General features: G+C 45.2%; 21 protein-coding genes. 20 read left to right on the top strand and 1 reads right to left on the bottom strand.

Annotated features, from left to right (window positions below):
* Nucleotides 1-85: 85 nt before the first annotated feature.
* The 19 genes from MNQ98_RS19070 (at nucleotide 86) to MNQ98_RS18980 (ending at nucleotide 20,863) form a co-directional block, all read left to right on the top strand.
* Complete coding sequence (locus tag MNQ98_RS19070) at nucleotides 86-2,194, top strand: serine/threonine-protein kinase (protein ID WP_241929676.1); 2,109 nt, start codon at nucleotides 86-88, stop codon at nucleotides 2,192-2,194.
* Between the two features lie 26 nt (nucleotides 2,195-2,220).
* Complete coding sequence (locus MNQ98_RS19065; RefSeq protein WP_241929675.1) at nucleotides 2,221-2,973, top strand: vWA domain-containing protein; 753 nt, start codon at nucleotides 2,221-2,223, stop codon at nucleotides 2,971-2,973.
* 104 nt (nucleotides 2,974-3,077) lie between these two features.
* Complete coding sequence (locus MNQ98_RS19060; RefSeq protein WP_241929674.1) at nucleotides 3,078-3,815, top strand: hypothetical protein; 738 nt, start codon at nucleotides 3,078-3,080, stop codon at nucleotides 3,813-3,815.
* Between the two features lie 368 nt (nucleotides 3,816-4,183).
* Nucleotides 4,184-4,561 (top strand): GntR family transcriptional regulator, encoded by a 378-nt coding sequence (locus tag MNQ98_RS19055; protein ID WP_241929673.1) that lies wholly within the window; start codon nucleotides 4,184-4,186, stop codon nucleotides 4,559-4,561.
* A 2-nt stretch (nucleotides 4,562-4,563) separates the two neighbouring features.
* A complete protein-coding gene (locus MNQ98_RS19050) occupies nucleotides 4,564-5,478 on the top strand; it encodes an ABC transporter ATP-binding protein (protein ID WP_241929672.1) in 915 nt (304 codons plus the stop codon).
* Nucleotides 5,450-6,076, top strand: a complete 627-nt coding sequence (locus MNQ98_RS19045) for an ABC-2 transporter permease (RefSeq protein WP_241929671.1) — start codon at nucleotides 5,450-5,452, stop codon at nucleotides 6,074-6,076. Before MNQ98_RS19050 ends, MNQ98_RS19045 begins: the two co-directional genes overlap by 29 nt.
* Before the next feature lie 108 nt (nucleotides 6,077-6,184).
* Nucleotides 6,185-6,985 (top strand): SDR family oxidoreductase, encoded by an 801-nt coding sequence (locus tag MNQ98_RS19040; protein ID WP_241933975.1) that lies wholly within the window; start codon nucleotides 6,185-6,187, stop codon nucleotides 6,983-6,985.
* A 189-nt stretch (nucleotides 6,986-7,174) separates the two neighbouring features.
* Entirely contained in the window at nucleotides 7,175-9,118 is a 1,944-nt protein-coding gene (locus MNQ98_RS19035) for a serine hydrolase domain-containing protein (protein ID WP_241929670.1), read from the top strand.
* A gap of 213 nt (nucleotides 9,119-9,331) precedes the next feature.
* On the top strand, nucleotides 9,332-10,006 hold the full coding sequence (locus tag MNQ98_RS19030; protein WP_241929669.1) for a response regulator transcription factor: 675 nt from the start codon (nucleotides 9,332-9,334) through the stop codon (nucleotides 10,004-10,006).
* Nucleotides 10,003-11,331, top strand: coding sequence for a HAMP domain-containing sensor histidine kinase (locus MNQ98_RS19025; RefSeq protein ID WP_241929668.1), 1,329 nt, complete (start codon nucleotides 10,003-10,005; stop codon nucleotides 11,329-11,331). The genes MNQ98_RS19030 and MNQ98_RS19025 overlap by 4 nt, the downstream gene beginning before the upstream one ends.
* Before the next feature lie 68 nt (nucleotides 11,332-11,399).
* The gene (locus MNQ98_RS19020; RefSeq protein ID WP_241929667.1) at nucleotides 11,400-11,771 is read left to right on the top strand and encodes a DnaJ family domain-containing protein; all 372 of its coding nucleotides are present in this window, start codon (nucleotides 11,400-11,402) and stop codon (nucleotides 11,769-11,771) included.
* 203 nt (nucleotides 11,772-11,974) lie between these two features.
* On the top strand, nucleotides 11,975-14,485 hold the full coding sequence (gene hrpB / locus MNQ98_RS19015; protein WP_241929666.1) for an ATP-dependent helicase HrpB: 2,511 nt from the start codon (nucleotides 11,975-11,977) through the stop codon (nucleotides 14,483-14,485).
* A gap of 42 nt (nucleotides 14,486-14,527) precedes the next feature.
* Nucleotides 14,528-15,004 carry an NUDIX hydrolase gene (locus tag MNQ98_RS19010; protein WP_241929665.1) on the top strand — a complete coding sequence of 159 codons (477 nt, stop codon included), beginning with the start codon at nucleotides 14,528-14,530 and terminating at the stop codon, nucleotides 15,002-15,004.
* 260 nt (nucleotides 15,005-15,264) lie between these two features.
* Complete coding sequence (locus MNQ98_RS19005) at nucleotides 15,265-16,449, top strand: acyltransferase (protein WP_241929664.1); 1,185 nt, start codon at nucleotides 15,265-15,267, stop codon at nucleotides 16,447-16,449.
* A 334-nt stretch (nucleotides 16,450-16,783) separates the two neighbouring features.
* Entirely contained in the window at nucleotides 16,784-17,143 is a 360-nt protein-coding gene (locus MNQ98_RS19000) for a replication termination protein (protein ID WP_208919058.1), read from the top strand.
* A 24-nt stretch (nucleotides 17,144-17,167) separates the two neighbouring features.
* Nucleotides 17,168-18,178: a Gfo/Idh/MocA family protein gene (locus MNQ98_RS18995; RefSeq protein WP_241929663.1), complete on the top strand. Its 1,011-nt coding sequence runs from the start codon at nucleotides 17,168-17,170 to the stop codon at nucleotides 18,176-18,178.
* 177 nt (nucleotides 18,179-18,355) lie between these two features.
* Entirely contained in the window at nucleotides 18,356-19,627 is a 1,272-nt protein-coding gene (locus tag MNQ98_RS18990) for an MFS transporter (protein WP_241929662.1), read from the top strand.
* 77 nt (nucleotides 19,628-19,704) lie between these two features.
* Nucleotides 19,705-20,268: an ArsR/SmtB family transcription factor gene (locus MNQ98_RS18985; RefSeq protein WP_241929661.1), complete on the top strand. Its 564-nt coding sequence runs from the start codon at nucleotides 19,705-19,707 to the stop codon at nucleotides 20,266-20,268.
* Nucleotides 20,269-20,485: 217 nt separating this feature from the next.
* Complete coding sequence (locus MNQ98_RS18980) at nucleotides 20,486-20,863, top strand: DivIVA domain-containing protein (protein ID WP_208919067.1); 378 nt, start codon at nucleotides 20,486-20,488, stop codon at nucleotides 20,861-20,863.
* A gap of 81 nt (nucleotides 20,864-20,944) precedes the next feature.
* Here the strand turns inward: MNQ98_RS18980 and MNQ98_RS18975 are convergent, their stop codons facing one another.
* Nucleotides 20,945-21,535, bottom strand: a complete 591-nt coding sequence (locus MNQ98_RS18975) for a cupin domain-containing protein (RefSeq protein ID WP_241929660.1) — start codon at nucleotides 21,533-21,535, stop codon at nucleotides 20,945-20,947.
* Between the two features lie 253 nt (nucleotides 21,536-21,788).
* Here MNQ98_RS18975 and MNQ98_RS18970 point away from each other — a divergent pair, with 253 nt between their 5' ends.
* Entirely contained in the window at nucleotides 21,789-24,533 is a 2,745-nt protein-coding gene (locus MNQ98_RS18970) for a CHASE3 domain-containing protein (protein ID WP_241929659.1), read from the top strand.
* The last annotated feature ends 89 nt before the right edge of the window (nucleotides 24,534-24,622 follow it).

Genomic DNA, 24,622 nt, shown 5'->3' with positions numbered 1-24,622 from the left:
TCCCGGTTTTCTTGCAATCCTAGAGAATTCATCTAATAGGAGTTAGTATTATTAAATTTTGAACTAAGAAGAGAGGGGGATATTCATGACTTTTCAGCCGAATCCGGGCGATGAGATCATCATAAACGGAACGGCCTATACGGTGGGACAGCATCCTGCGGCCCCAGGATTGGCCTATGCTCAAGCTGGAAGGCAGGGCATCGTATATCAACTGCTGCCCATTAACGGAGAATTGCACGAGGCAAAAGCCCTAAAAGTGTTCTTTCCAAAATTCAGGATTCCAGCCATGGTGTATCAATCGGAACATATGGCTAATTACCGGGAAGTTCCCGGCTTACAAGTGTGCAGTCGCGATGTGCTCACTCCCGAAAGAAACGGAGACTTGATTGCAGAATACCCGGACTTGCTGTACGCCGTAGTGATGCCATGGATTCATGGGGTCACATGGTTCGATTTAATCAGCGACCAGCGTACGCTCGGACGCAGCGAAAGCCTTATGTTGGCGAAGGCGCTGGCTGCCATTGGCTCAAGCATGGAGCAGCGTGGTCTGGCACATTGTGACCTGTCTGCACCAAACGTCATGCTTCCGTTTTTTTCGGAAGTGAAGCTGCCAGAAGGCTCGGCAGCTGTTGAACTTGTGGATGTTGAGCAGATCTATAGTCCCAAGATGGACCGGCCTGATGTGCTGCTTGCAGGATCGCCCGGCTATGCTGCACATCGAACGGTGCACAGCGGACTATGGAGTGCGTATGCGGACCGCTTTGCAGGTGCCGTTATTATCGCTGAAATGTTAGGATGGAGCGATCAAGCCATTGTGGCTAAGGCATGGGGTGAAAGTTATTTTGACCAGCATGAGATGCAGACTCCATGTGAGCGGTATTTTCTACTTAAAAAATCATTAGGACAGCGCTGGGGAACCGGAATTTCAGATCTATTCAACCGCGCTTGGGATAGCCAGGACTTGAGCAGCTGTCCAACCTTCGGAGAATGGTTGGTTGCACTCTCAACATTGTCTGAGGAAGAAGCTGCTGTTGAAATTGTGGAGGACTCGACCGCTGCAGCACTTTCTGCTGTTGGATCGGAGGGAGCAGAGTCCCCTAAACCGATCGCCAGCCCAGAGCCTGACGGTGAAATGTTAGGCATTATTCCTGGTAATCGGGAAGTAAATGACAATGTGGTAGGCCGCCTGTTTCATCAAGCCCGTGATCTGGAGAGTGCAGGAAATCTGTTAGGAGCGCTTGAAATATTCCGATCAGCGTATCACTTTGTCAAGAAAGACAGTCCGCTTGAGGTGGAACTGGCAGCTGCTATTCAGGGACTCGAACAGCAATTATATCCGCCCGATCCAGGGAAACAGGGCTGGCAGGCACTTATCAGCTCCAAGAAGTTTATGATTTCTACGGCAGTCGCTGTTGCTATTCTCGCGGGATCCGCTTTTACCGTGAACAGTATTTTGGCAGATAAAGCGGAAAGTCGTCAGCAGGAGGAAGCGCGCCTGGCTGCAGCCAAGGAAGCCCAGCTGGCGGAAGATGCCCGCAAGGAGCAGGAAGCGGAAGAGAAGAAAGCTGAAGAAAAGAAAGCCGAAGAGGCTCGCCTCAGAGAAGAAGCCAAGCAGAAAGAGGAACGTAAAAAGGCAGAGGCAGCTGCTCTAGCAGCTGAAAAAGCTAAGAAGGAAAAACTTGCTGCTGATAAAGCGAAACTTGAAGAGAAGTATGAAAAGCAAGCGAAGTATGAAGCGTATTTAGCGCAAGTCGAGGAGAACAAAAAGAAGAAACTTCTTCAGGAGAAATACGATAAGCAAGCGAAGTATGAAGCACATCTGGCAGAACTTGAAAAGAAGAAGAAGCAGGCAGCCGCTGATGCAGCAGCCGCTAAGGTAGCAGCAGACAAGGCAGCTGCAGCTGCCAAAAAAGAAGAAGCACGCAGAGCGCAGGCAAAAATTGAAGCGGCAAAGGCAGAGCGGTTAAAAAAGCAACGTGCTCAAAATGTTGTAGAGCTTATCGCTATGTATAACAAAGCTTATAACGCCCAGGTTGCGGGAAATAAGGACAGAGCCAAAAACTTTGCATACGATTTTGCCAGCATGTATCAAAAAGATGCGGCCTATTACAACACTGTAGGCAAAATGAGAACTCGTTTAAATAACATTAATATTTTTATCAACGATAGCAGTTTTTGGATGCCGAATCTATGACATAATGGAATGCAGGGGTGTTATACGTGAATTACACGATACAAGCATCGCAGCGCACGCCAGCGCTCATTATATACTTAATTGATATTAGTGCTTCGATGAATATGCTAATGGAAGGGCGCAGACGGATTGACGTTGTCTATGAAGCCCTCTCTCTGGCCATCCGGCAGATGGTGTTCCGTTCCACGAAAGGCAATCGTCTTACCCCCCGTTACCGGATGGCCATACTCGCTTATAGTGACGATGTATACGATTTGTTGAATGGGATCAAAGGAATTGATGAAATTGCAGCCATCGGTTCTCTGCCGGATCTGACGCCGATACGCTTTTCAGATTCGGCAAAGGCCTTCCTTCAAGCCGAGAGAATACTGCAGGCAGAAATACCGAATATGCAGGATTGTCCGGCACCACTGGTATGCCATATGACGGACGGTGTTGCCACAGGTGAAGACCCTGAACCTATCGCCCGGCGGATTATGAGTATGAGTGTGCCTGACGGAAATGTGCTTGTTGAGAATATTTTTATCTCTGATCACCTGATGAGTCAGCCGGTGAGTGAACCAAGACGCTGGAAGGGAATACTGCCGGACTCAACGCTTGAGGATGAGCACGCCCGCAAATTAAAAATGATGACATCGGTGCTGCCTGAAAGTTATCGAGAAATGCTGGTGGAAGCTGATTATCAGTTAAGTCCAGGTGCACTAATGATGCTTCCGGGGACGTGTGCTGAATTGGTCTCCATCGGTTTTCAGATGTCAGCAGCGACCCCGGTCAGGTAGAGCCTATGAAATGTTCCAGTGCGAGTCAAGAGCAGAGAACAGGTGGCCGTTTAAAATCACAAGATTCGTATTTCTATGAGTGCAAGCAGTCGGGAGAACAGCCTTTGTCAAGCATTAAGCAGGATTTTACCTGCAGGTATGCTTACGGCCGGGCGGCAGAAACCGTCATGCTCTCAGAGAAAGGCCAGGATTATATGGCATTTGCTATAGATGGCGGGGTGTGCAGCTTTGTTCTGTGCGACGGTGTTGGATTGAGCTACAGGGGGGATTTTGCATCCCGGTTTCTGGGCCGTGGTCTGTTAGCGTGGCTCCGAAACTGCAGTGAACTTTCACAGCATCACCTTGAACGTGAACTGCAAGCACTTGCAACAGCCTCCTCTCAAGAGTCTGACCGTTTCGAGGTGAAAGACAACACACCCCAGCTGCTGAAGGAGGTGCTGCAAGAGAAACAGCGTCTCGGCAGTGAAGCGATGTATATATGCGGACGAATTGAGCAACCTGGCCGTTTTCAGCGAAAAGGGAAGCTGTGGCTCGCTTGGCAAGGGGATTCTCGGTTGCGGTTGTTTAACCAGCATATGGAGATGTCATCTCGATTCGGAGACAACTTCCGAACAGCAGAGCGCTGGTCTACGCGCAGTGGACCGATCGGTGGCAAACCGCATGTGTATGAATGCAGATTAGATGACCTTACAGGATATCGATTATTAATGTATAGTGATGGATTAAACGATCTGGATCCGATATGTGATTGGGTGCCGGATGATCAAGTGCAGGTGTTAATGAATGCACTCCACACGGGTGGACTCGAGGATGATGCTTCATTTCTCGAAATCGTGTGGTAAAGACATCTCTCATAAAAAGCAAAATCAGGCCGTCCAAGGATGAATCTTTGGTGGCCTGATTTGGTTTTGTGCTCCACATTACTCTTCATAAGCAGACTCATCCGTTCTTTATCCGCTGACAGAACTTTTTTTGCTCGCAATGTAGTTTCTTCGGACAAGAGCGATTGTAGGAATGATTCGTACGCGTAGCGTCTAAAAACTAATAAAGGGATGCCCAGGCCAACAGACCTTTTGGGACATCCCTTTTTTGCATTGACACATCCACAGCGAATGTATATATTGTATATATACATTGGAGAATATGTATATACAATTCTGTGATGAATTTGAGTCGTAACATCTAACATAAGGCGGTGAAAACCAATCAAATGAATATTATGCTGTCGCATTCAAGTGGGGAGCCTATTTACGCTCAGATTGAGAAGCAGATTCGGCAGAGCATTATGCAGGGGATCTTAAAGCCGGGGGACTCACTTCCATCCATACGACAGTTGGCCAAAGATTTAGGAATTAGCGTGATCACGACAAAGAGAGCGTACAACGAACTTGAGCAGCAGGGATTGATTGATTCGATGGTCGGCAGAGGCTCCTTTGTATCGGGTTCTGATAAGGAAATGATACGGGAGCAGCGGTTGCGCTGGGTGGAGGATAAAGCGAGAGAACTGTTGGAAGAGTGCCGTAGCATACCTTTGGATGTGAATGAGCTGGTAGAAATGATTAAATTATTAGACCGGGAGGATTCGTAAATATGTTAGAAGAGAAGATCATAGATGTGAATCCGGCAATAGAGCTTCAAGGGATTAGCAAAAATTACGATTCTTTTCAATTGGATGATGTCTCCATGATCGTGCCGAAAGGCTATATTACAGGGTTGATTGGACCGAACGGAGCAGGGAAGAGCACAATCATCAAAATGATTATGGGAATGGTCGTTCCAGATCAAGGTGAAATTAAAATGAATGGCAAACGTTATACGTCTGACACAGGTGCTTTTAAAGAAAAGATCGGGTACGTTTCGGATGAGAACATTTTTTATGACTATTTGACATTAAATCAGATCATTAAGATGACGGCGCCGTTCTATAAAAGATGGAACGATGAGTCTTTACGTCAGATGATGAAAATGTTTCAACTTCCAGGTAATAAGAAAATAAAGGACTGCTCGAAGGGAATGAAGATGAAATTTTCTATTGCTCTGGCTATGGCAAGGGATCCGCAAATATTGATATTGGATGAGCCAACAGCGGGACTGGATCCTGTGTTCAGAAGAGAGCTTCTTGACTTGTTCAGTGAGTACATTTTGGATGAGAGCCGAAGCATTCTTTTCTCAACCCATAACACGGTTGATCTTGATCGGATTGCTGATTATGTGACATTTATTAACGGCGGACATGTGGTATTCAGCGATATTAAGGATGAGGTCATTGATCACTACGTTGTCATCAAAGGAAGTACGGATCTTTTAGATGCTGATATTCGGAATGAATTTGTTGGTCTCCGAGAAGTGGCTCACGGGTTTGAGGGACTTTCTCCGGACCGGAATAGAGCCGTAGATTTATTTGGGGATCGTGTACTGTACGAGCGGCCAACGCTTGAAGATATTATGTATTTTACATCGAAAGGAGAGAAGCGCTTTGAGAAGTCTGAAGCTATTCATAATTAAGGACTGGATTGTGATACGCAAATACTTGTGGGTCGTCTTACTGTATTTATGTTTCCTTACTGTGTCTGGAAGCAGCAGCTTCCTTGTAACCATTATACCTGCGATGATGCTCATTATCGTGTCCAATGTCGATCTCAGACCATTCCATAAGTATTTGACGAGCCTTCCGGTTTCTCGTAAGGGAATGATCCTCGGCAAGTATGTGTCTTCCGGAGTTTATATGACTGGTGGCGTTATTCTAGCGGTTCTTTTCTATTTAGGAGGTTCTTTCATACGTGGCACCAATGCTGGTGAAATTACAGTTCAAGCCATCGTTCCAACGCTCCTCTTGCTCGTTATGTTTATGGCACTATACTATCCTCTTTATTATTGGCTTGGTCCCAAAGGGGGACAGTATCTTAATTTTATATGGATGATTGTACTTGGAGGCTCGATTGGGATCAGTTCGATGTTTAGTGTAGATGAAGGAGGAGCCACCCCAAGCGAGTTATTCTTAAATAGCGGTGCTGGATTAACCTTGGTCTTGGGTTTGGCCGGTCTATTTGTTATTCTTTCATACCTCCTTTCTGTAGCGATATTTCTTCGCAAAGATATATAAGGCTGCTGTATTATCCAAAAAATTTATCCGATTGATTATAAACATCCACCTTTTGGGTAATCTTGTGACAGATGAGTTCACATTGTTACGGAAAAGGAGATGGGTATGATGAGTTATGGAAATGTTCGATTTCAAGGGAAAACGGCAATCATTACGGGGGCAGGCTCCGGTATTGGCAAAGCGGCAGCTGTAAAACTCGCAAAGGAAGGCGCAAACGTCGCATTGTTTGATTTGTTGGATGATCGTACGAATGAAGTGGAACAGGAGTTGAATGCGATCCGTGAGGGCTGTGCACGTTCTTTCGATGTGGATACGTCGAAACCGGACCGTGTAGAAAAAGCTGTCCTCGAATCCGTAGAAATATTCGGAGGCATCGACATCGTGTTCGCAAATGCGGGAATAAACGGTGTTCTGGCACCTATCGAAGAGATGAAGCTGGAGGACTGGGAGAAGACGCTGAACATCAATCTGAACGGTACCTTCCTGACCGTCAAATATGCACTTCCTCACTTGAAAAAAAGAGGTCAGGGCAGCATTATTATTACTAGCTCCGTCAATGGCACACGCGTGTTTACAGGCTTTGGTATGATAGCCTACAGCACGACGAAGGCCGGTCAAGTCGCATTTGCTAAAATGGCAGCATTGGAGCTTGCTCAGTTTAAGATTCGCGTGAACGTCATTTGTCCCGGTGCTATTTCGACCAATATTGATCAAAGCACAAAAAAACAAGGGAATCTCGATAAAATCGTCATTCCGATTGAGTATCCGAAAGGCGGGCAGCCCCTTGCAGAAGGACCGGGCAAACCGGAGGAGGTTGCTGATCTGGTAGCGTTTCTTGCCTCAGATGAATCCCGGCATATTACAGGCTCTCAAATCTTTATCGATGGTGCGGAATCACTTCTACGCTGAAGAGGGTAAACCGACCGTTCAACGGGAGGTTGTAAACTTCACTTTTAAAAAAGGAAACTGCTGCTACAGCGGTTTCTTTTTTTGTCTTCGTATGATGTGATAAATAGAGGAAGTTTGAAAAATTCACATTGAGTTCATTTTCCGTCGCTATACTGCATCCATACTAAAAAGTGTGGAGGGTTTAATTTTATGAATAAGAAAAAAACCAACAATGGTATTGCCGAATTTATCGTACTTTTGATGAGTGTGCTGATCTTTACCGCTTTTTCTATCCCCGCTTACGCAGAAAATGCAAGCACAAACATAGAACGAACACCATCAGGTATCCCCTATTCCCAGCTTGAACAAGAAATCGATAAGCTTGTGAATTCGTATATCGGAACATCAAGTCCTGGTGCTGCAATTGTAGTTACGAAGGACAATGAGATGATTTTTTCCAAAGGATACGGTTACGCCAATATCGAGAAACAAATCCCAGTAGATCCCGCAAGCACGGTCTTTGACTACGGTTCAATCAACAAGCTATTTGTTTGGACCTCAGTTATCCAATTGGCTGAAGCAGGGAAAATAAAGCTGGATCAAGACATCAGGTCGTATTTTCCCGAAGAATTTGCTGAGAAGCTACGTTACGACAAACCGATTACAATGCTGGATATTATGAGTCATACCGCAGGTTTTGAGCAGCATCCGCTCCCCGCATTTATAAAGTCACCGGAGGGGGTGGAATCATTGGAGGAAACGCTGTTATCTCCCCAACCAGAGCAAATATTTGAACCTGGGAAAGTCATTGCCTACTCCAATTTCGCTACAGCACTTGCCGGATTGGTGGTGGAGAAGATAAGTGGAGAACGTTTTTCCGATTATGAGATGAACCGGATTTTACGTCCTTTGGGGATGAATCATAGCTCCGGCCATCCAAAGTTGGCCGATCATCTTGATTTACTGGATTCAGCAGCAGTAGGCTATGCGATTGCAACGAAAGGGAAGGGGGATTTTGAACCTAGGGCACGTTATTATGTCCCTTTATATCCTGCGGGAGCCATGAAGGGAACGGCGGAAGATCTGGGAAAGTTCGCTATAGCCCTCACGTCTACGGACAGCCCCTTGTTCGCGAAGCCGCAGACGCTGCAAACCATGCTGACCCAAAGCTATACACCACATCAGGGGATTCTCTCCAATGCACATGGGTTTTGGGAATACAAGGCACAACCTCACGCCGTTGGACACAGTGGAAATACGATAGGCTTTTCAAGCAATTTCGTTGTTGTTCCTGAAGAAAAGCTTGGCATTGTCGTATTAACCAACGCTGAAATCGAACAAGGTATTATCTCTGGCGTGATTGACCTTCTGCTTCAGGACAAAGCAAAGGAAATGCTGACGCCTAGTAGTAACTTGCCACTGTCAAGTGAAGTGGCCGGACATTATGTGCTTTCAGGTAATACTTTTAGTACGATTCAGGAAATTATGACTTACTTGGGGTTAATTAAGCTAGAAGCAAAGGGCGAGCATGATCTCATCTTAACCGTGATGGGGATGTCGGGTGAGTATAAACAAACCAGTCCATATGTATTCATGCTAGATAAAACAGATGATCCTTCTATTCATAAACTTGCGCCTTACTTGTATGCTGAAATGTCAGATGGAAAAGTGGTACGGTTGAGCAAAGGGAAAGCGACGGATGTACTTCCGCTCGAGCCAAGCCGTTCTGTCCCGGCATTAATTACCTATCTTGTCATTGCCTCAATCACTATTGTATTCTTTCTGATTGCCCCGCTTGTAATGCTCATTCGTTGGTTCCTACGGAAGAGAAAAGGAATATCGTCTTTAAGTACAGCGAAGCGGTTATTCGCAGCCGCTATGGTATGTGGAACCGCCTTGGTATTAAACGTCATGTTCTTGCTCTTGAACGTCATCAGCAATCAAAATGTGACTGCTAATCAAATGAATGTTGAAATAAAAATGAACTGGATATTGGCAGCACTTGCAGTACTGCTGCTTGTAATGTCCATTCTAAAAGGTAGACAACATCCGCAATCCAAAGGCCAGAAAATATTTCAAACAGCAGCAGCAGTACTTCTTATCCTTTTCGTCTTTTTGTTGGCTGATTGGAACTTCTTTCATCTTATAGCTTAAATGACTGTCACAGCCATCGGACGGTGTTGACTCCTTGTGTTTTGTGGTCTTCCATAAGCACATTATGGTATGTGATAATACGGTGAAGACCAGGGGAGTTGGCTTGCGGATCTATTCATCGCGAATCGAGAGACATTCTGATTGATGTTCAGCGTAACGTGTAAAAGCGGGTAGAAGATGGCAACAGCCGGAAGCTGCAGAATGGAGAAATGTATGATTCAAGTACTTGTGGTAGAGGACGACAAGAATCTTAGAAAACTTATCGCTGCTTCTCTGGAACAGCATAACTACCAGGCCCTACAGGCTGCCAACAGTAAAGAGGCGCTACGCCTTTTGGAAAGCAGCCAAGTGGACCTGATGATAAGCGACATCATGATGCCGGAGACAGACGGTTATGAATTAACCCAGATGCTAAGGAATGCGAATTACTATTTTCCCATTCTGATGGTGACCGCTAGGGAGGATTTCGAAGACAAGAAACGCGGTTTTATGGCCGGGACGGACGACTATATGGTGAAACCACTGGATTTGAATGAAATGCTGCTCCGTGTTGCAGCGCTGCTAAGACGGGCGAAAATCGCTAATGAACACCGGATTGTGATCGGCAATAGCATTCTCGACTACAATACGCTCACGGTAACGGTGAATGAAGCCAGCATTGAACTGCCTAAGAAGGAGTTCTACTTGCTGTTCAAATTGTTGAGCTACCCAGGCAAAATTTTCACCCGGCAGCAGCTGATGGACGAAATCTGGGGCTTAAATTCGGAAGCCGATGAGCGGACGGTGGATGTCCATGTTAAGCGATTACGGGAAAAGCTGGAGCCGATGAGTCCATTTCGTATCATAACCGTGCGAGGATTGGGATATAAAGCGGAGAAGATGACATGAAAAAGCTCGGATTCACCTCTATCCGCTTGAAATTGATGCTTATTTTTGTAGGAATTATGCTTGGAGCCTGTCAGCTGGCCATTATTAACTTCGTCAATTATTATTTCGACAGAGTTGTGAATGATCTGGAGACTCAACTGATGACAGAGTCCCGGTTAATTAAGCAACTGGCTGACCAAACTGACTTAAGCGCGGAAGAGATTATCCGGTTGAGCAGCAGCTCATTTTATCAGATGGATCACTACGTAAAGGTTCAGGACATTCCAGTAGAAATAGATGAGTCGAAACAAAAAATGTTGGAAAACGGGGACAGCGTTTATGTGATGGTCGAGCGGGAAGATCGGAAGATTCATGCAACCTTATTCAAGATTGAGAAGTATTATGTGCTGCTGATCCCATATGTCGCTGCGCATTTCAACACCATCGAAAAGCTGGTGGTGATAACCTTACTTGTGTGTGTAGCTATTGGTTCTATCATGATACTGATTTCCGTCCGGAAGATCACCCAGCCCCTGAAGAAGCTTACGGCAGCCACCCGTGAGGTGGCCAAAGGGAAGTTCACTGTACAGGTCCCTTATTCCGGTAAGGATGAGGTGGCTATGCTCGCCCAGTACTTCAATCAGATGGTGCAGGAGCTGAAGCATATTGAGTACCTTCGCAAGGATTTCGTAAACAGTGTCTCCCATGAATTCAAGACGCCGATCTCATCCATTCATGGATTTGCCCAGCTGCTGAAAACCGAATCCTTACCAAAGGAGAAGTTCCAAGAGTATACGGATGTGATCATCGAGGAAACGGAACGGCTCAGCAAGCTGTCTTCCAACATTTTAAAGCTGTCACGTGTGGAGAATCAGTCCATGATCACCCAGCGAACATCGTTCTCCTTAGATGAGCAGATCAGAAAAACCATTTTACTGCTGGAGAGGGAGTGGCAAGAAAAAGAGCTGGAATTTGATCTACATCTGCAGAAAATCGATTATTGGGGAGACGAGGAATTGATCCAGCAAATCTGGATCAATCTGATTGGCAACGCCATCAAATTTTCTTACACCGGCGGCATAATTACGGTGATGTTAAGCCACATGGGCGATGTCATCCGCATACAGATTAGAGATGAAGGCAGTGGAATTTCGGAGACTGCGCTGAAGCGTATATTTGAACAATTTTACCAGGCAGAAGGTTCCCATAGCCAGGAAGGTAATGGTTTGGGGCTGGCTATTGTCAAGCGGGTGGTGGAGCTGTGTGGTGGCTTCGTATCTGTTCAAAGCGAAGAAGGGAAGGGAGCGGTTTTCAACGTTGAGCTTCCCTTGTCCTCTCTGGAATAACAGCTTATTTCCTTTTGATACCGTAATCATTTATGATAGAAATAAAAATGATTGAGGAGGCTTCAACCATGAGTATGTTTGCCCGGTTGGCTGAACAAAAGATTGAGGAAGCCGTCCGAAACGGTGAATTCGATAATTCGGCATATGCAGGCAAGCCGCTGCCCGTGGATGATCTGTCGCATATTCCAGAGGATCTCCGGATGTCCTACCGTATGTTGAAAAATGCCGGATTCGTGCCGGAGGAGGTCAGTTTGCGCAAGGAATGTGTCAGACTATTTGACCTCATGAACGCATGCAGCAGTGAAGGGGAAAAGGAGCAGCACAAAAAGCTGTTCAATGAGAAGAGCCTGCGACTGCAAATGCTGATGGAGAAGCGAGGATTGGGGACAAGTGGAGCTTTTCAGCAGTATGAATCACAGATAAAGGATCGTCTGACATAATAAAGTTACCGGCACTGATCACTAGTAACGATCAAAAAACAAACAAGCGCCCGCGCGTACCTGATTAAACGGTAAGCTTGAGGCGCTTTTTGATTCATAACTGCACGCATGAATGTGACGCCTTTCCACTACCTCCTAGATTGACGGCCCATCGTTGTACCTTATAATAAAAAGAATGAAATCCAAATGACAGGAATAGATGTATGAACATAAATGAGCTTCCTATTCAACAAGTATTACCGATGCTAAAAAAGACGTTTCGAGAACAGGATTCAGCTGTTCTGATCGCCGAGCCGGGAGCGGGGAAAACGACCCAAACACCGCTTGCGTTCCTGGATGAACCATGGCTGGAGGGGAAAAAGATCATTATGCTGGAACCCCGAAGGCTCGCAGCCCGCTCAGCCGCTTCATATATGGCGTCATCCCTCGGTGAACCGGTCGGAAAAACCGTCGGGTATCGTGTACGCATGGACAGCCGGGTAAGCGCGGAGACGAAGATTGAGGTCGTTACCGAAGGCATCCTTACCCGGATGCTGCAAAGTGACCCGGAGCTGTCTGGTATCGGTATGATTATTTTTGATGAGTTTCACGAAAGAAGTATTCACGCAGACACAGGGCTGGCATTAGCTCAAGAGACTCAATCAGTACTTCGCAATGATTTAAAGCTGCTTGTTATGTCGGCTACATTGGAAGCTGAACCGGTCGCAGCTCTTCTTGGTGATGCACCGGTGATCCGTTGTGCCGGAAGAACCTATCCAGTCGAGACCATATATGCGCCCGTACCTTCATCACAACCGTTAGAACAGGGGGTTGCTGCTGTTATTTGTCGTGCGCTTTCCGAAGGCGAAGGAGATGTACTGGTCTTTTTACCGGGGATGCGGGAAATCCGTCGTACAGCTCAAGAACTCGAAAGTGCCGGATTGCCTCGAAATATCATCATACGTGAGCTATATGGCCAGTTGTCTTCAGTCAAGCAGGACGAAGCGATACGGCTGGACAGTGGAGGGGGTCGGAGGATTGTGCTGTCAACTTCCATAGCAGAGAGTAGTCTGACATTGGAAGGCATCCGTATCGTTGTGGACAGCGGGTTTATGCGAACGGAAGTATTCTCGCCAAGAACAGGCCTGCCACAGCTGATTACCCGCCGGGTGTCGAAGGCGTCAGCCGATCAACGCCGTGGGCGGGCGGGCAGACTTGCTCCTGGGAGATGCTACCGGGTATGGACTGAGGTGGAGCACATGCATCTGTCCGAAACGAACACTCCGGATATCCGACAATCCGATCTGGCACCCTTGGCCCTTGAACTGGCTGCGTGGGGAGTAAGAGAGCCGGAGGAACTGTCGTGGTTGGATACACCACCGTCTGCCGTTTTTCAGCAGGGACGGGAATTGTTGCAGCAGCTGGGAGCATTGGATGCTGGTGGATCAGTCACATCCCATGGCCGCAAGATGGCTGAGCTAGGATTGCACCCTAGACTGTCTCATATGCTCCTGATAGGCAAAGAGCTTGGGCATGGTGCATTGGCCTGCAGGCTTGCGGTACTTCTACAAGAGAGGGACCTCATCAGCAGCAGCGAAGCTGCCGTTGACTGTGATGTGAGGACGAGAGTCGAACGGTTGTTGTTAATGGAACAGGGTCAGATAACTGCACATGGTGGAATGGACGTCAAAGAAGGTACCGTGAAGCGTTTGATCCAGGAGATCCGTCATTTGTCTCAACAGCTTCATCTTAATAGAGAGAGCAAGCTGGACGTTACTTTGTGCGGACTGCTGCTTTCCTTTGCCTACCCCGACCGGATTGCTAAAAATCGCGGAGATGGCAGCTTTTTGCTTCGCAGCGGACGGGGCGCCGTATTGAAATCGGTACAGCATTTAAGCAGGGCGGAATATATTGTTGCAGCTACGGTGGATGACAAAGGGGCGGAGGGCAGTATTCAATTGGCTGCATGGTTAGATTATGATGTCATCGGCCGTTATCATGGTGATGACATGGTTGATATGAAAGAAGTAATATGGGACTCATCGGCAGGTGCTGTTCGTGCACGGATAAAGAGAACGCTCGGAGCCATTATGGTTAAAGAGCAGGTTTACGCTCAGCCTACGGATGAAGAGATTTCAACAGCAGTACTAGAAGGCATCCGCAAAGAAGGTCTGTCACTTCTTTCATGGAACAAACAGGCGGTCCAGATGAGACAACGTATGTCATTTATGAAACGTCATCACTCCGATTGGCCGGACGTTTCGGAAGAGGGGCTGATGAACACCCTTGAGGAATGGCTGGAACCATACTTAGAAGGTGCCCGTAGCCGTCATACGTTGCAGCGGATGCAGACAGTAGTGCTTCTCGAGAATCTTTTGACCTGGGAGCAGCGTCAGCAGCTTCACAAGGAGGCACCGACACATATCAAAGTGCCTAGCGGCTCCTCCATACCTGTAGACTATCAGGATCCATTGAACCCCTTCTTAGCTGTTCGGCTTCAAGAAATGTTTGGTTTGCCGGAAACGCCGCGTATTGCGGGCGGAAGAGTTCCGTTAACCATCCACCTGCTGTCTCCGGCCCAAAGGCCAGTTCAGGTGACCTCAGACTTGTCCAGCTTCTGGAGCAGCGGTTATTTTGAAGTGAAAAAAGATCTGAAAGGGCGTTATCCGAAGCATTACTGGCCCGATGACCCCCTTCAGGCGATACCTACAAACCGGACGCGAGCGAAGATGTAGTATGACGATGATAATAAATTCTGCTTGTATGGAGGATTTTGAATGGAAAATGAACATCCAAAACACACTGTTTCCGTTTCTGCTTTAGTGATGAATGAAAAAGGTAATGTTCTATTGCTTAAGACTCACTGGCGTTCCGATACGTGGGAAATGCCAGGGGGAAATGTTGAAGTAGGAGAAGCTTTAGATATAGCAGTTTGTAGGGAGTTTCTAGAGGAGACTGGAATTGTAATTCGTCCAATTGGTATAACAGGTGTGTATTATAATACTACGAAGCAGGTACTATCGGTTGTTTTTAAAGCAGAGTACGTTAGTGGAGAGATAAAAATTCAACCAGAAGAAATTAAAGAAGCTAGGTATATTGAATTAAACGAATCTAATATAGACCAGTACATAACCCGTCCGCAACAAAAATCTCGTACGCTTGACGCAATGAAAGCGGAGTGTTTTGTTCCATATGAAACATGGGAGGTAAGTCCTGTGTATAACTTAACGTCCAGGTTATACAACGAAACTTGAATATGTTGATCTAATGATTGGAAAAGGATAAGGTATTTACGGCTAGTTGAGTATTATCCGATGATTGCAGGATCGATTTTGTAATTTTGTACAATGGGCTTATAGAACAATAACGGTTTTGGTCCGGTTCCTGCCAGGAACCGGACTTTTTACTGTAAGCGGCAAAATTGGCAGCTCTGGAATAAATGACGTATGTCGTTACTGCATCTCTTTCATTTATAATGGGATGACAGTTTAATAGGATCGGAGAGAGAGAAGGAATGCGGAAAGAGAGAATACTAGAAATTGAACGTCTTCGAGGAATGGCGTTCCTGGCTGTCGTTATGCAGCACTCGATTGCCCATTATTCGGTGGCTGAAGGGATGATAGAGTCTGACGGCATTTTGATGGCTGTACTGCTTATGGCTTCCAAATTTGCCGTTCCTGCATTTATTTTTATTACAGGAATGGTTCTTTTCTATAATGATTCGGGACAACTTCAATATGGTAACTTCGTCAAAAGACGTATTAGTGATATTTATATACCGTTTGCCATCTGGACCATCATTCATGTTGCGATTAATGGGAGACTCCATCTAGATTCTATAGAGGGATGGACTGAACTGGGAAGTATGCTCATTACAGGAAAGGCAAGTTCACACCTGTGGTATATTATCATGCTGTTTCAATTTTATCTTCTCTACCCGGTGTACCGTTCAATAATACGCGGTATATCCAACCGGTTAACACACCGTGTCAATGTGATGCTTTTAGTTGCAACGGGTGTACTGTTTATTGTTATGACAGCTTACATCTCTGATATTGGTCGCTTTATGGGCGGACTTCATATTCCTGTATGGAGTGAATTATTTACAGCCTATGCCGACCGAAACGCACTGAATTTCTCGTTCTATTTTATTTTGGGAGCTGCTGCGGGAATGAATCCGGAGATGTGGTCTAAATGGATTCATCGGACAAGACCTGTGTATTGGACCGTCTTTGTATTCATGTTCGGTTTTCTTCTGATGCAAGGAATAAATGAGATCCGTCTGGCGGATGGAGCGCGGATTACGTTCTACTCGCTGTCACTCCTAAGACCATGGATGGCGTTGTTCCTTATCAGCTCTATTCTGGCGATGTATGATCTCGCAGGATGGATATGCCGGAGAGCCGGAAGATCTGTTAATGCTGTATTATCCAGTCTGGGTCTCTACTCTTTCGGCGCTTACCTTATGCATTTACTGACACTGCGCATTAGTTATTTGCTAGATGAGAGTCTTATGGTTTCAACGCCATCATTAATCCGGATCATCTCCTCGTGGATTATTAGCGTAGCACTGGCTTATATGGGCGCGCGGTTGTTCGCACTGATGCCATTTGGTAAATGGCTGGCAGGAGTACCAGGCGGAAGAGGTCGGAAACAGGCGGTAGCCAAACGAGAATTAAACACATCGGTGAAAATGTAATCTCAAGAGATGAGGACAACTGACAATATACCGGTTTCCTGAATCAACCAACTAATTGAGCAACTAACAAAATGAACCAACAAAACCGCCTTTTCGGCGGTTTTTCTATATGAATCCCTAAATATTATATAATTTCAACATATGAAAAATTCACAATAATAAACCTTTCGATCATCATACTTAGATACGATCACCTCAAATCTATACTTATTCCCTATCTACATACACCAACCTGTTAAAAGGAGCAGGTTTTCCCCTGTTGTGCAAAATGGGAAACGGTAGCTTATAATGGTATATAAAGCGAATTCAAGATTTCAAGGAAGGAGGCGGCAGGATGGCTTTTATGGTCGCTCAAAGGGCATTTATCAAAGTATATCTTATTACGATGGTTGAGCAGCAGCGGGGATACGGGTATCAGATGCTGGAAGAAATGCGGCAAGAATTTAAAAAATACGGTTATTCACCCCCGCAGAGCGAGATTTACCGGGCGCTTCATGAGCTGGTACAGGAGGGTGTTTTTTATCGGACGAAGCAATTAAAGGGCAGTGACCCGAGAGTCGATTTTCAGGAAATCGTACTTTATCATTTTACCGATGATGGGGTCGAAAAAGCCAAGCTTTACAAAAAACAAGTGAAAAGTGATCTTGATCGGTGTTTAGGTATACTTAATAAAGCGGTAATAGATAATTATTAAGGAGACCAAAGGAGGAATCACTTCATGGGTAATAAACTGCGTTTTGGTATTATGAGTACAGCAAAAATCGCTAGAAATTCTATGATACCTGGCATACTAAAATCAGAACGCTGTGAAGCAGCCGCCATCGCCAGCCGAGATAAGAAAAAAGCTGCAGAAGTTGCCGAACAGTTCGATATTCCAACAGCTTATGGTTCCTATGAAGAATTGCTCGATGATCCTGAAATTGATGCAATCTATATACCGCTGCCTAATCATTTGCACAAGCCTTGGTCGATCAAGGCGATTAAAGCTGGTAAGCATGTGTTATGTGAGAAGCCTGCTGCTCTTAATGAAGTGGATGTGCGTCAAATGGTTGATGCTGCACGTGAGCACAAGGTTGTTTTTGCCGAGGCGTTTATGTACCGTTATCATCCTAAGCATGCTCGTGTTCGAGAACTCATCGATCGTGGCGAGATTGGGGAAATCCGCGGTATACATGGCAGCTTTACGTTCAACAATGCGGCAGACAAGAATAATGTAAGGTACAGCAGAGAGATGGGTGGAGGTTCGATTTATGATGTGGGTTGTTACCCGATCTCAGCGGCTCGGATGATATATGGGATGGAGCCAAAGGCAATTACCGCACAAGCATCTTTTTCCGAAGATCATGATGGAGTCGATATGATGGCACATGGGCTGCTGGAGTTCGATAATGGCCTTGGGTTGACTTTTGAATGCGGTATGTGGACTTACTCGCGATGCTGTTTAGAGATTTCCGGGACGGAAGGAAGAATCGAATTGCCATCTGCATTCGGATGGGAGCGAATGGAGGATCAGGCTCAAATATTAATACACACTGCTAAAGGAACCCGAGAAGAGAAGCTTGGAGCCCATAATCATTTTGCACTTCAGGCGGATGCGATGGCTGCGGCAGTACTGGATGGCGTTCCCCTTCCGTTTAGTCCGGAAGATAGCATTTACAACATGAGGGTGATTGACGCTTGTCGTGAATCTGCACGCACATCAACACGAATCGTAATTGGACAACCTTGATCGTTTATCAAGCATTATTAATTAGGGAACTTGAGTGAAACTTGCGAAATAAACCGCCAAAATTAAATGGAGGTTTATTTTTTTTGCCTATTGCAATGTGAAGGAAAATCGTTAAAATAAAATTAACGTAAAAATAATTTTAACGTTATAAATATTTTATCGAAGAGGAGAAGTGACATGCAAAACGCAGCCGTCATTGAAAAACAAGGATTTCGGCAGTTGATCAAGATCAGGCCTTATATGATGTATATGTTGGCACAAATCATATCCAGATTCGGGGATTCGATTGATTCCATCGCTTACAGTTGGATGGTATATACATTAACAGGGTCAGAGCTGTTAATGGGATCACTATTTGCTTTTAATTATCTGCCTGGCTTGATCTTCAGTTTGTTCACAGGTGTGTTTGTAGATCGATGGTCTAAAAAGCTGGTTCTCATCGTCACGTATACCGGTCGAGGTGTCATTGTAACGCTGACAGCGCTTATGTACGCAACAGACCAAATCCAGGTATGGCATTTGTTTCTGTTTACATTTATGAACTCAACACTGGAATGCTTCTCGCGGCCTGCCGAAGTGTCACTTGTTCCCAGACTCCTTCCGAAAGAAAAACTGTTAGCAGGCAATTCTTTCTCCTCTTCTGTCAGCAAAACCTCTGAACTTATCGGCATTTCAATTGCGGGAGCTCTTATTGCTTTCATTGGTATAGCCGGTACGATCGCCATTGACGCACTGACGTTTATCCTGTCTGCTGTCATTATCGGTTTTATCCCAAATCCGGAGGCAGATGAAAAACGTGTATTAGATCAAGAAACGTCACAACAGCCACAACCCAAAAGTGTACTGGGAGATATGAAAGAAGCACTTTCCTTTATACGCAAACATTCTCTTCTTCTAACAACAACTTTTCTGGCAACGTTTATTAATTTTTGCCTGACTCCACTTAACGTACTGCAGCCAATATACGTACGGGAAACGCTGGGCGGTGGAGCCGGAGGAATGAGTGTGCTGGGGACCGCTCTTATGTTAGGGATGATTGCCGGCGGAATTTGGATGGGTAATTACGGGAGTAAATTTAGAAAAAGCTCGTTGATTCTGACGGGTACATTGCTGCTTGGCACTGGATATGCGTTAATGAGTCTGCCTGCAGTTTTGCCTTACTTCCAGATGGAGGTGGCCTCGGTAAGTTTCCTCATAACAGGTTTTGCAGTTACATTGGCGAGTACTCCTGTTTCTACTTATTTAATGGAAGTAACGCCACGGGAGATGCTCGGGCGTATTGGATCACTGCTTGCTGTGATGTGCACCGCTGCAATGCCTCTTGGCAGTTTCCTGACCGGATTGGCAGCCAAACATAGTTCACCACAGATTCTTTATTTGGTAATGGGCCTACTTGTGATCATTCCGGTATTTTTCCTTTTTGGTAAGAAAAGCTTTCGTGCTATTTAGTAGAACTTTGTATTTTGTTCCTATCCGGCCTATAATGGAATAATATACGTTGAATCGTGAAACTGAGGTGTTCGGATGTGGAAACGAAAGTTCTAACAACGCTGGAAGAAATTAAGGTTTATTCGGATCCCTATCGGCTGCAAATATTAAATGCTTTTTATAAATTGGACCGGGCAGCGACTGTAAAGGAAGTAGCTGATGAGCTGGGGGAAGTGCCTGCTAAAGTTCATTATCATGTGAAAAAGTTGGAGAAAATCGGGCTGGTGCAAATCGTATCGACCAAAGAGATCAATGGCATTATGGCCAAATACTATTTGCCTTTTTCAGGGACGATTGAAATCAAGCGGAAAGACACCAATAATGAACCATCGGCCAATGAAATGATGAGGTCTGAAACTTATAAGCTATTATCAGAGTTGTATGAACAAAATAAAGAGCGTTTTTTTAAGCAGGTCAAAAGCACAGATAAACCCTATGCGAGTATGATCAATGATACCCTCTATATGTCAGATGAAGAGGCACGTTACTTTTTTCAAGAAATTTCACAAATGTCTGAGAAATACAAAAGTAAGAAAAGAGGCGAAGAATACCGTGCTTATGAATTCTTTGCAACCAATATCCGTAAGGATTCGGATTCATGAAAAAAGCCGGTACCGATGATTTATCGGCCCGGCTCTTTTCATCTCAGATATAGGAATCTCTCAAATTCGTTTATGGATTATAAGGTATTCAAATCATTTTGGAACTTTCTCCAAAAAAACGTCAAACGGTTTTAATAACGACCTTGAGTATGATATAAAAAAAGAAAGGAGAAGAACCAGAATTAGGTGATGTACCAATATTTGGAGGTATACGACAATGGATGAACACATGAAACGCCGATTGGATAAACAAAAGAAGCTTTTCCGACAGCTGGGCATTCAACTGGACGCTTTGTCTATCCATGAAAAAGATTTTTCTAATAAATTACGGGGTTATGATGCAGAAGAGGTTGATTCGTTCCTGGACGATGTTATAAAGGACTATGAACGCTTCTACGCTACGATCTCCGATCTAATGGACAAGTGGCAGGAACAGCAGATCATCATTCGTGATCTGAAAGCAGGAGTAAGGCCTGAACCGGAACGACCAGTTATTGATCCGACAGCGGTTGAAGAAGTCGTCGTTAAGCTGGAAGCAGATCTTGCATTGCTCAAGAAAAGAATTCGTCCGGAACAGCAATTTTACATCGATTAAATCAGATTTTATAACTTTTCGTGAAGACTTACATAAAAACCACGATTCGCCCATAGCGGTGAATCGTGGTTTTGTTATTCTTCACGACTTGAAGGTGAGGAGGGGCGGAGAAGGAACAGCTGCTTTTTTTGAGTCTTTTTTATTCCTTTCGCGGTTTGTGCTAGTTTGGTCAGGGGCTTTTTCGTGAAGTATACCTAGGTTGAACACGGGTTGTACAGGTAAGTCATTCATTTTATGTTCTTCCTTATTGATCATGCTCCATGCAACTAACGCTTCGATGATGTGGGGCTCGTCCGTGCTGTAAATGGAGATCAGGCGGGCATCATCACTAAGTGACGTCATGTCATGATACCATCCGGCAGGTATATAAACAGCACAGCCGGGAACAAGCACGAACGCTTGATGGCTTTCAGACAGTGGCTCAATAACCGTTACAGAGAACTCCCCGTTTATGACATAACAGAGTTCATTGGAATCCGGATGCCAATGGGGGGAGACCCGTTGTCCGCGATTCAATACCTGGTCGGTCATTGACATGAAATTCATTAAAGGAATCATCGCTGAAGTCAGATCCGATTGTGATCCAATGGTGGTTGTTCGGGTGTGCTGTGATAAATTCCATACGATTCTATGATTGAGACTGTTAGCACGGCTCAGAGGTGAATAGACCATATCAGACAACCGCCTTTCCGTTATATTTCAGACAGTTTGTCTTATTCTATGCAGGAATGCCCAGTAATCTGCTTCAGAAGCTACATTTCTTTATCTCACGAATTTTGACGAGTTTTGTCCTGGAATTGTGTGTGATGGCCTACGACAAAAGTCACGAAGAGGGACAGGGAGCATGTTTTACCTTGTAAACCATTTTCATTACAATTACTATATTGTATAAGAAAGAATTCGAAGTAACAGGGAGGTTAGCAGTTTGCCTAACAGCCTGAAAATAAAAATCCGCACCAAGATTATTTTTGGATATGTGCTTGTTCTATTGTGTCTTGGTGTGTTTCTGTGGGTTGTTTCCGGTCGCCTGACTTCTCTCCAGCAGGAAGCTGATTTCATTGAACAACATGATATTGAAGTTAACAGTCTAACCCATGAAATCGAAAAAAACATGCTTGAACTGGAGACCGGGCAGCGTGGATTTGTCATTACCGGAGACCCTGTGTATCTGGAGCCATTCGAAATGGCCTTGTCGACATGGGAGATGAATTATAACAAGTTACATCAGTTAATCGCAGATAATGCGACTCAATTGACCAACCTGTCTAACATTAAGGATAACATTAATAAATGGATTGAGGTTGCTGGTCAGCCAGCGGTTCGAATTAAGCAGGCAGGGCAGGATGAAGAAGCACTGCAATTTTTTATTGATGATCCCGGCCAGCAAGCGATGAATATGATCCGCAGCCAGTTCACCGAGTTTCGTGACGCAGAAAGACAGTTGACCTCGCAGCGTATCGATGACATGAAAAATAGCAATACCAATCTGCTGATCAGCATGTATTCACTCTGGGCAGCAGTTGCGTTAGCAACAATTCTTGCAGCGATTGTTATATCCAAGAGCATCGTTAGGCCTATTCGCCAGGTAACCGAGATGATCTCGAGTATAGCGGACGGAGTTGCCGATGGTGGCAATCTTAGCCGGAGAATCAAGGTGAACACCCGTGATGAAGTACTCGATCTGGCTGAGAATACGAATAAGCTATTGACCAATGTTAGCCGTCAAGCCTGGGTTAAAGATCAGGTTACCGTCATGTCTACACTGCTCCAAAGCGCAGACCGGCTGGATACATTATCTCGATTCTTTATTCATAAAGCTGCCGGAGTGATGAGCGTACCTTACGCAGCACTTTTTATTAACCGAAATGATACTGAGCTGGTTAAGGCTGCAGCCTTTGCTGATCCGGACGGTGAACCGTGGGACAAGGTGCGTGATCGTTTTTCCCCGGGAGAGGGACTTGTTGGTCAGTGCATGATTGAGAAGCGGATCATTCAGTTTGACGATATACCACCGAACTATGTGCGTATCGAGTCCGGTCTGGGAGATGCAGAGCCCTCCAGCTTGGTAGTTGCACCTGTTATGTTTGAGGGTAGAGTGCTGAGCGTGATCGAACTGGCGATGTTCAAACCTATGGATGATGAAAAGAGACAGCTTCTGGAGCAGCTCCTTCAGGTGCTCGGAGTTGCACTGAATTCCATGTTGAACAAAATGGAAATACAGCAGCTGTACCGTGAATCCCAGGCTTTGAACGAAGAGCTGCAGGTCCAGTCGGAAGAGTTACAGGCACAGACAGAAGAGCTTCAGGCGCAGACGGAGGAACTCCAAATGCATGCGTCCGAATCACAAGTGTTGAATGAACGACTGGAAGCGCAAAAAGATGCTGCAGAACAAGCCGCGAAGGAATTGGAAAAATACGCAGAGCAGGTAGAGCAAAGCTCGACGTATAAATCGCAGTTTCTGGCCAACATGTCACATGAGCTTCGTACGCCGCTCAACAGTATGCTGATTCTGTCGCAGATTTTATCAGAGAACAAAGAGGGGCATTTAACGGAGGAAGAACGGAACTATGCGTCTGTTATTCATAAATCGGGTAGCGAACTGCTGAATTTGATCAATGATATTTTGGATCTGTCGAAGGTGGAGGCAGGAAAAATGGTGATCGAAGTGGATTTGGTCAATCTGACGGAGCTTCCAGAAATCATGCGAGGATATTTTGACAAGTCAGCGGAAAGTAAACAGCTTCGCTTTGAGATCGAAATGGATCCAACTGTTCCTGACATCATATACAGTGACGGGATGAGGCTGCATCAGATAATACGTAATCTGTTGTCGAACGCTATTAAATTTACCGATGAGGGTAAAGTGAAGCTATCTATTGGCAAAGTGGATTCCATGAATAAAGATGATTATTGTTCAGAGAAAGAGATGATTACTTTTACGGTCGAAGATACAGGGATTGGAATATCAGATGAGAATTTGAAACCGATCTTCGAAGCATTCCGTCAGGGAGATGGGGCTACGGCACGCAAATTTGGCGGTACAGGTCTGGGCTTGTCCATATCCTTGCAGCTTGCGAGATTATTGGGTGGTCATATCTCAGTTGAGAGCAAGGAAAGAGTAGGTAGCAAGTTTACTCTTTATCTTCCTGCGAATACCGATGGAGATCATAATGAGAGCTTGTTTGTCGTTCCGGAGGTTGCAGCAACAATAGAGAAGAATCCTCGTTGGAACATTAATTCACTGCTTGAGGATGATGTTCAGGAATGGGATGAAACCCTCCAACTGGAGGGAGTAACGGTATTACTTGTCGATGACGATATTCGTAATGTTTATGGGCTTACGAATGCGTTCGAGAAAAGGAATATGAAGGTGCTAACCGCTCAAAACGGTTATGAATGCCTTGAAATACTTGACATGGAACAAAATATTGATGTCGTGCTTTTGGACATTATGATGCCTGAAATGGACGGATATGAAACGATGAAAAGGATTCGTGAGAATCCTGTACTACAATCTCTGCCCATCATTGTATTAACAGCAAAGGCGATGAAGGAAGACAAGGATAAATGCTTAGCGGCGGGTGCGAGTGGTTATTTCAGCAAGCCAGTACAGTTGAGCGATGTAATCGCAGCAATACAGGTATCGTTGATGGATGTTAAACATGAATAGAAACAAAAGTTACGGCAACAGCATTATCGAAAGACATTTATTTCCAATATGAAGAAGGGCATTTTGTGACTTTTAACAAAAAAGAGTGG

It is taken from the genome of Paenibacillus sp. N3/727 (assembly GCF_022637315.1).
In the GTDB taxonomy this organism is placed as follows: domain Bacteria; phylum Bacillota; class Bacilli; order Paenibacillales; family Paenibacillaceae; genus Paenibacillus_AQ; species Paenibacillus_AQ uliginis.
Note: the sequence above shows the minus strand (reverse complement) of the source record. Positions and strands in the feature narration are given on the sequence as shown.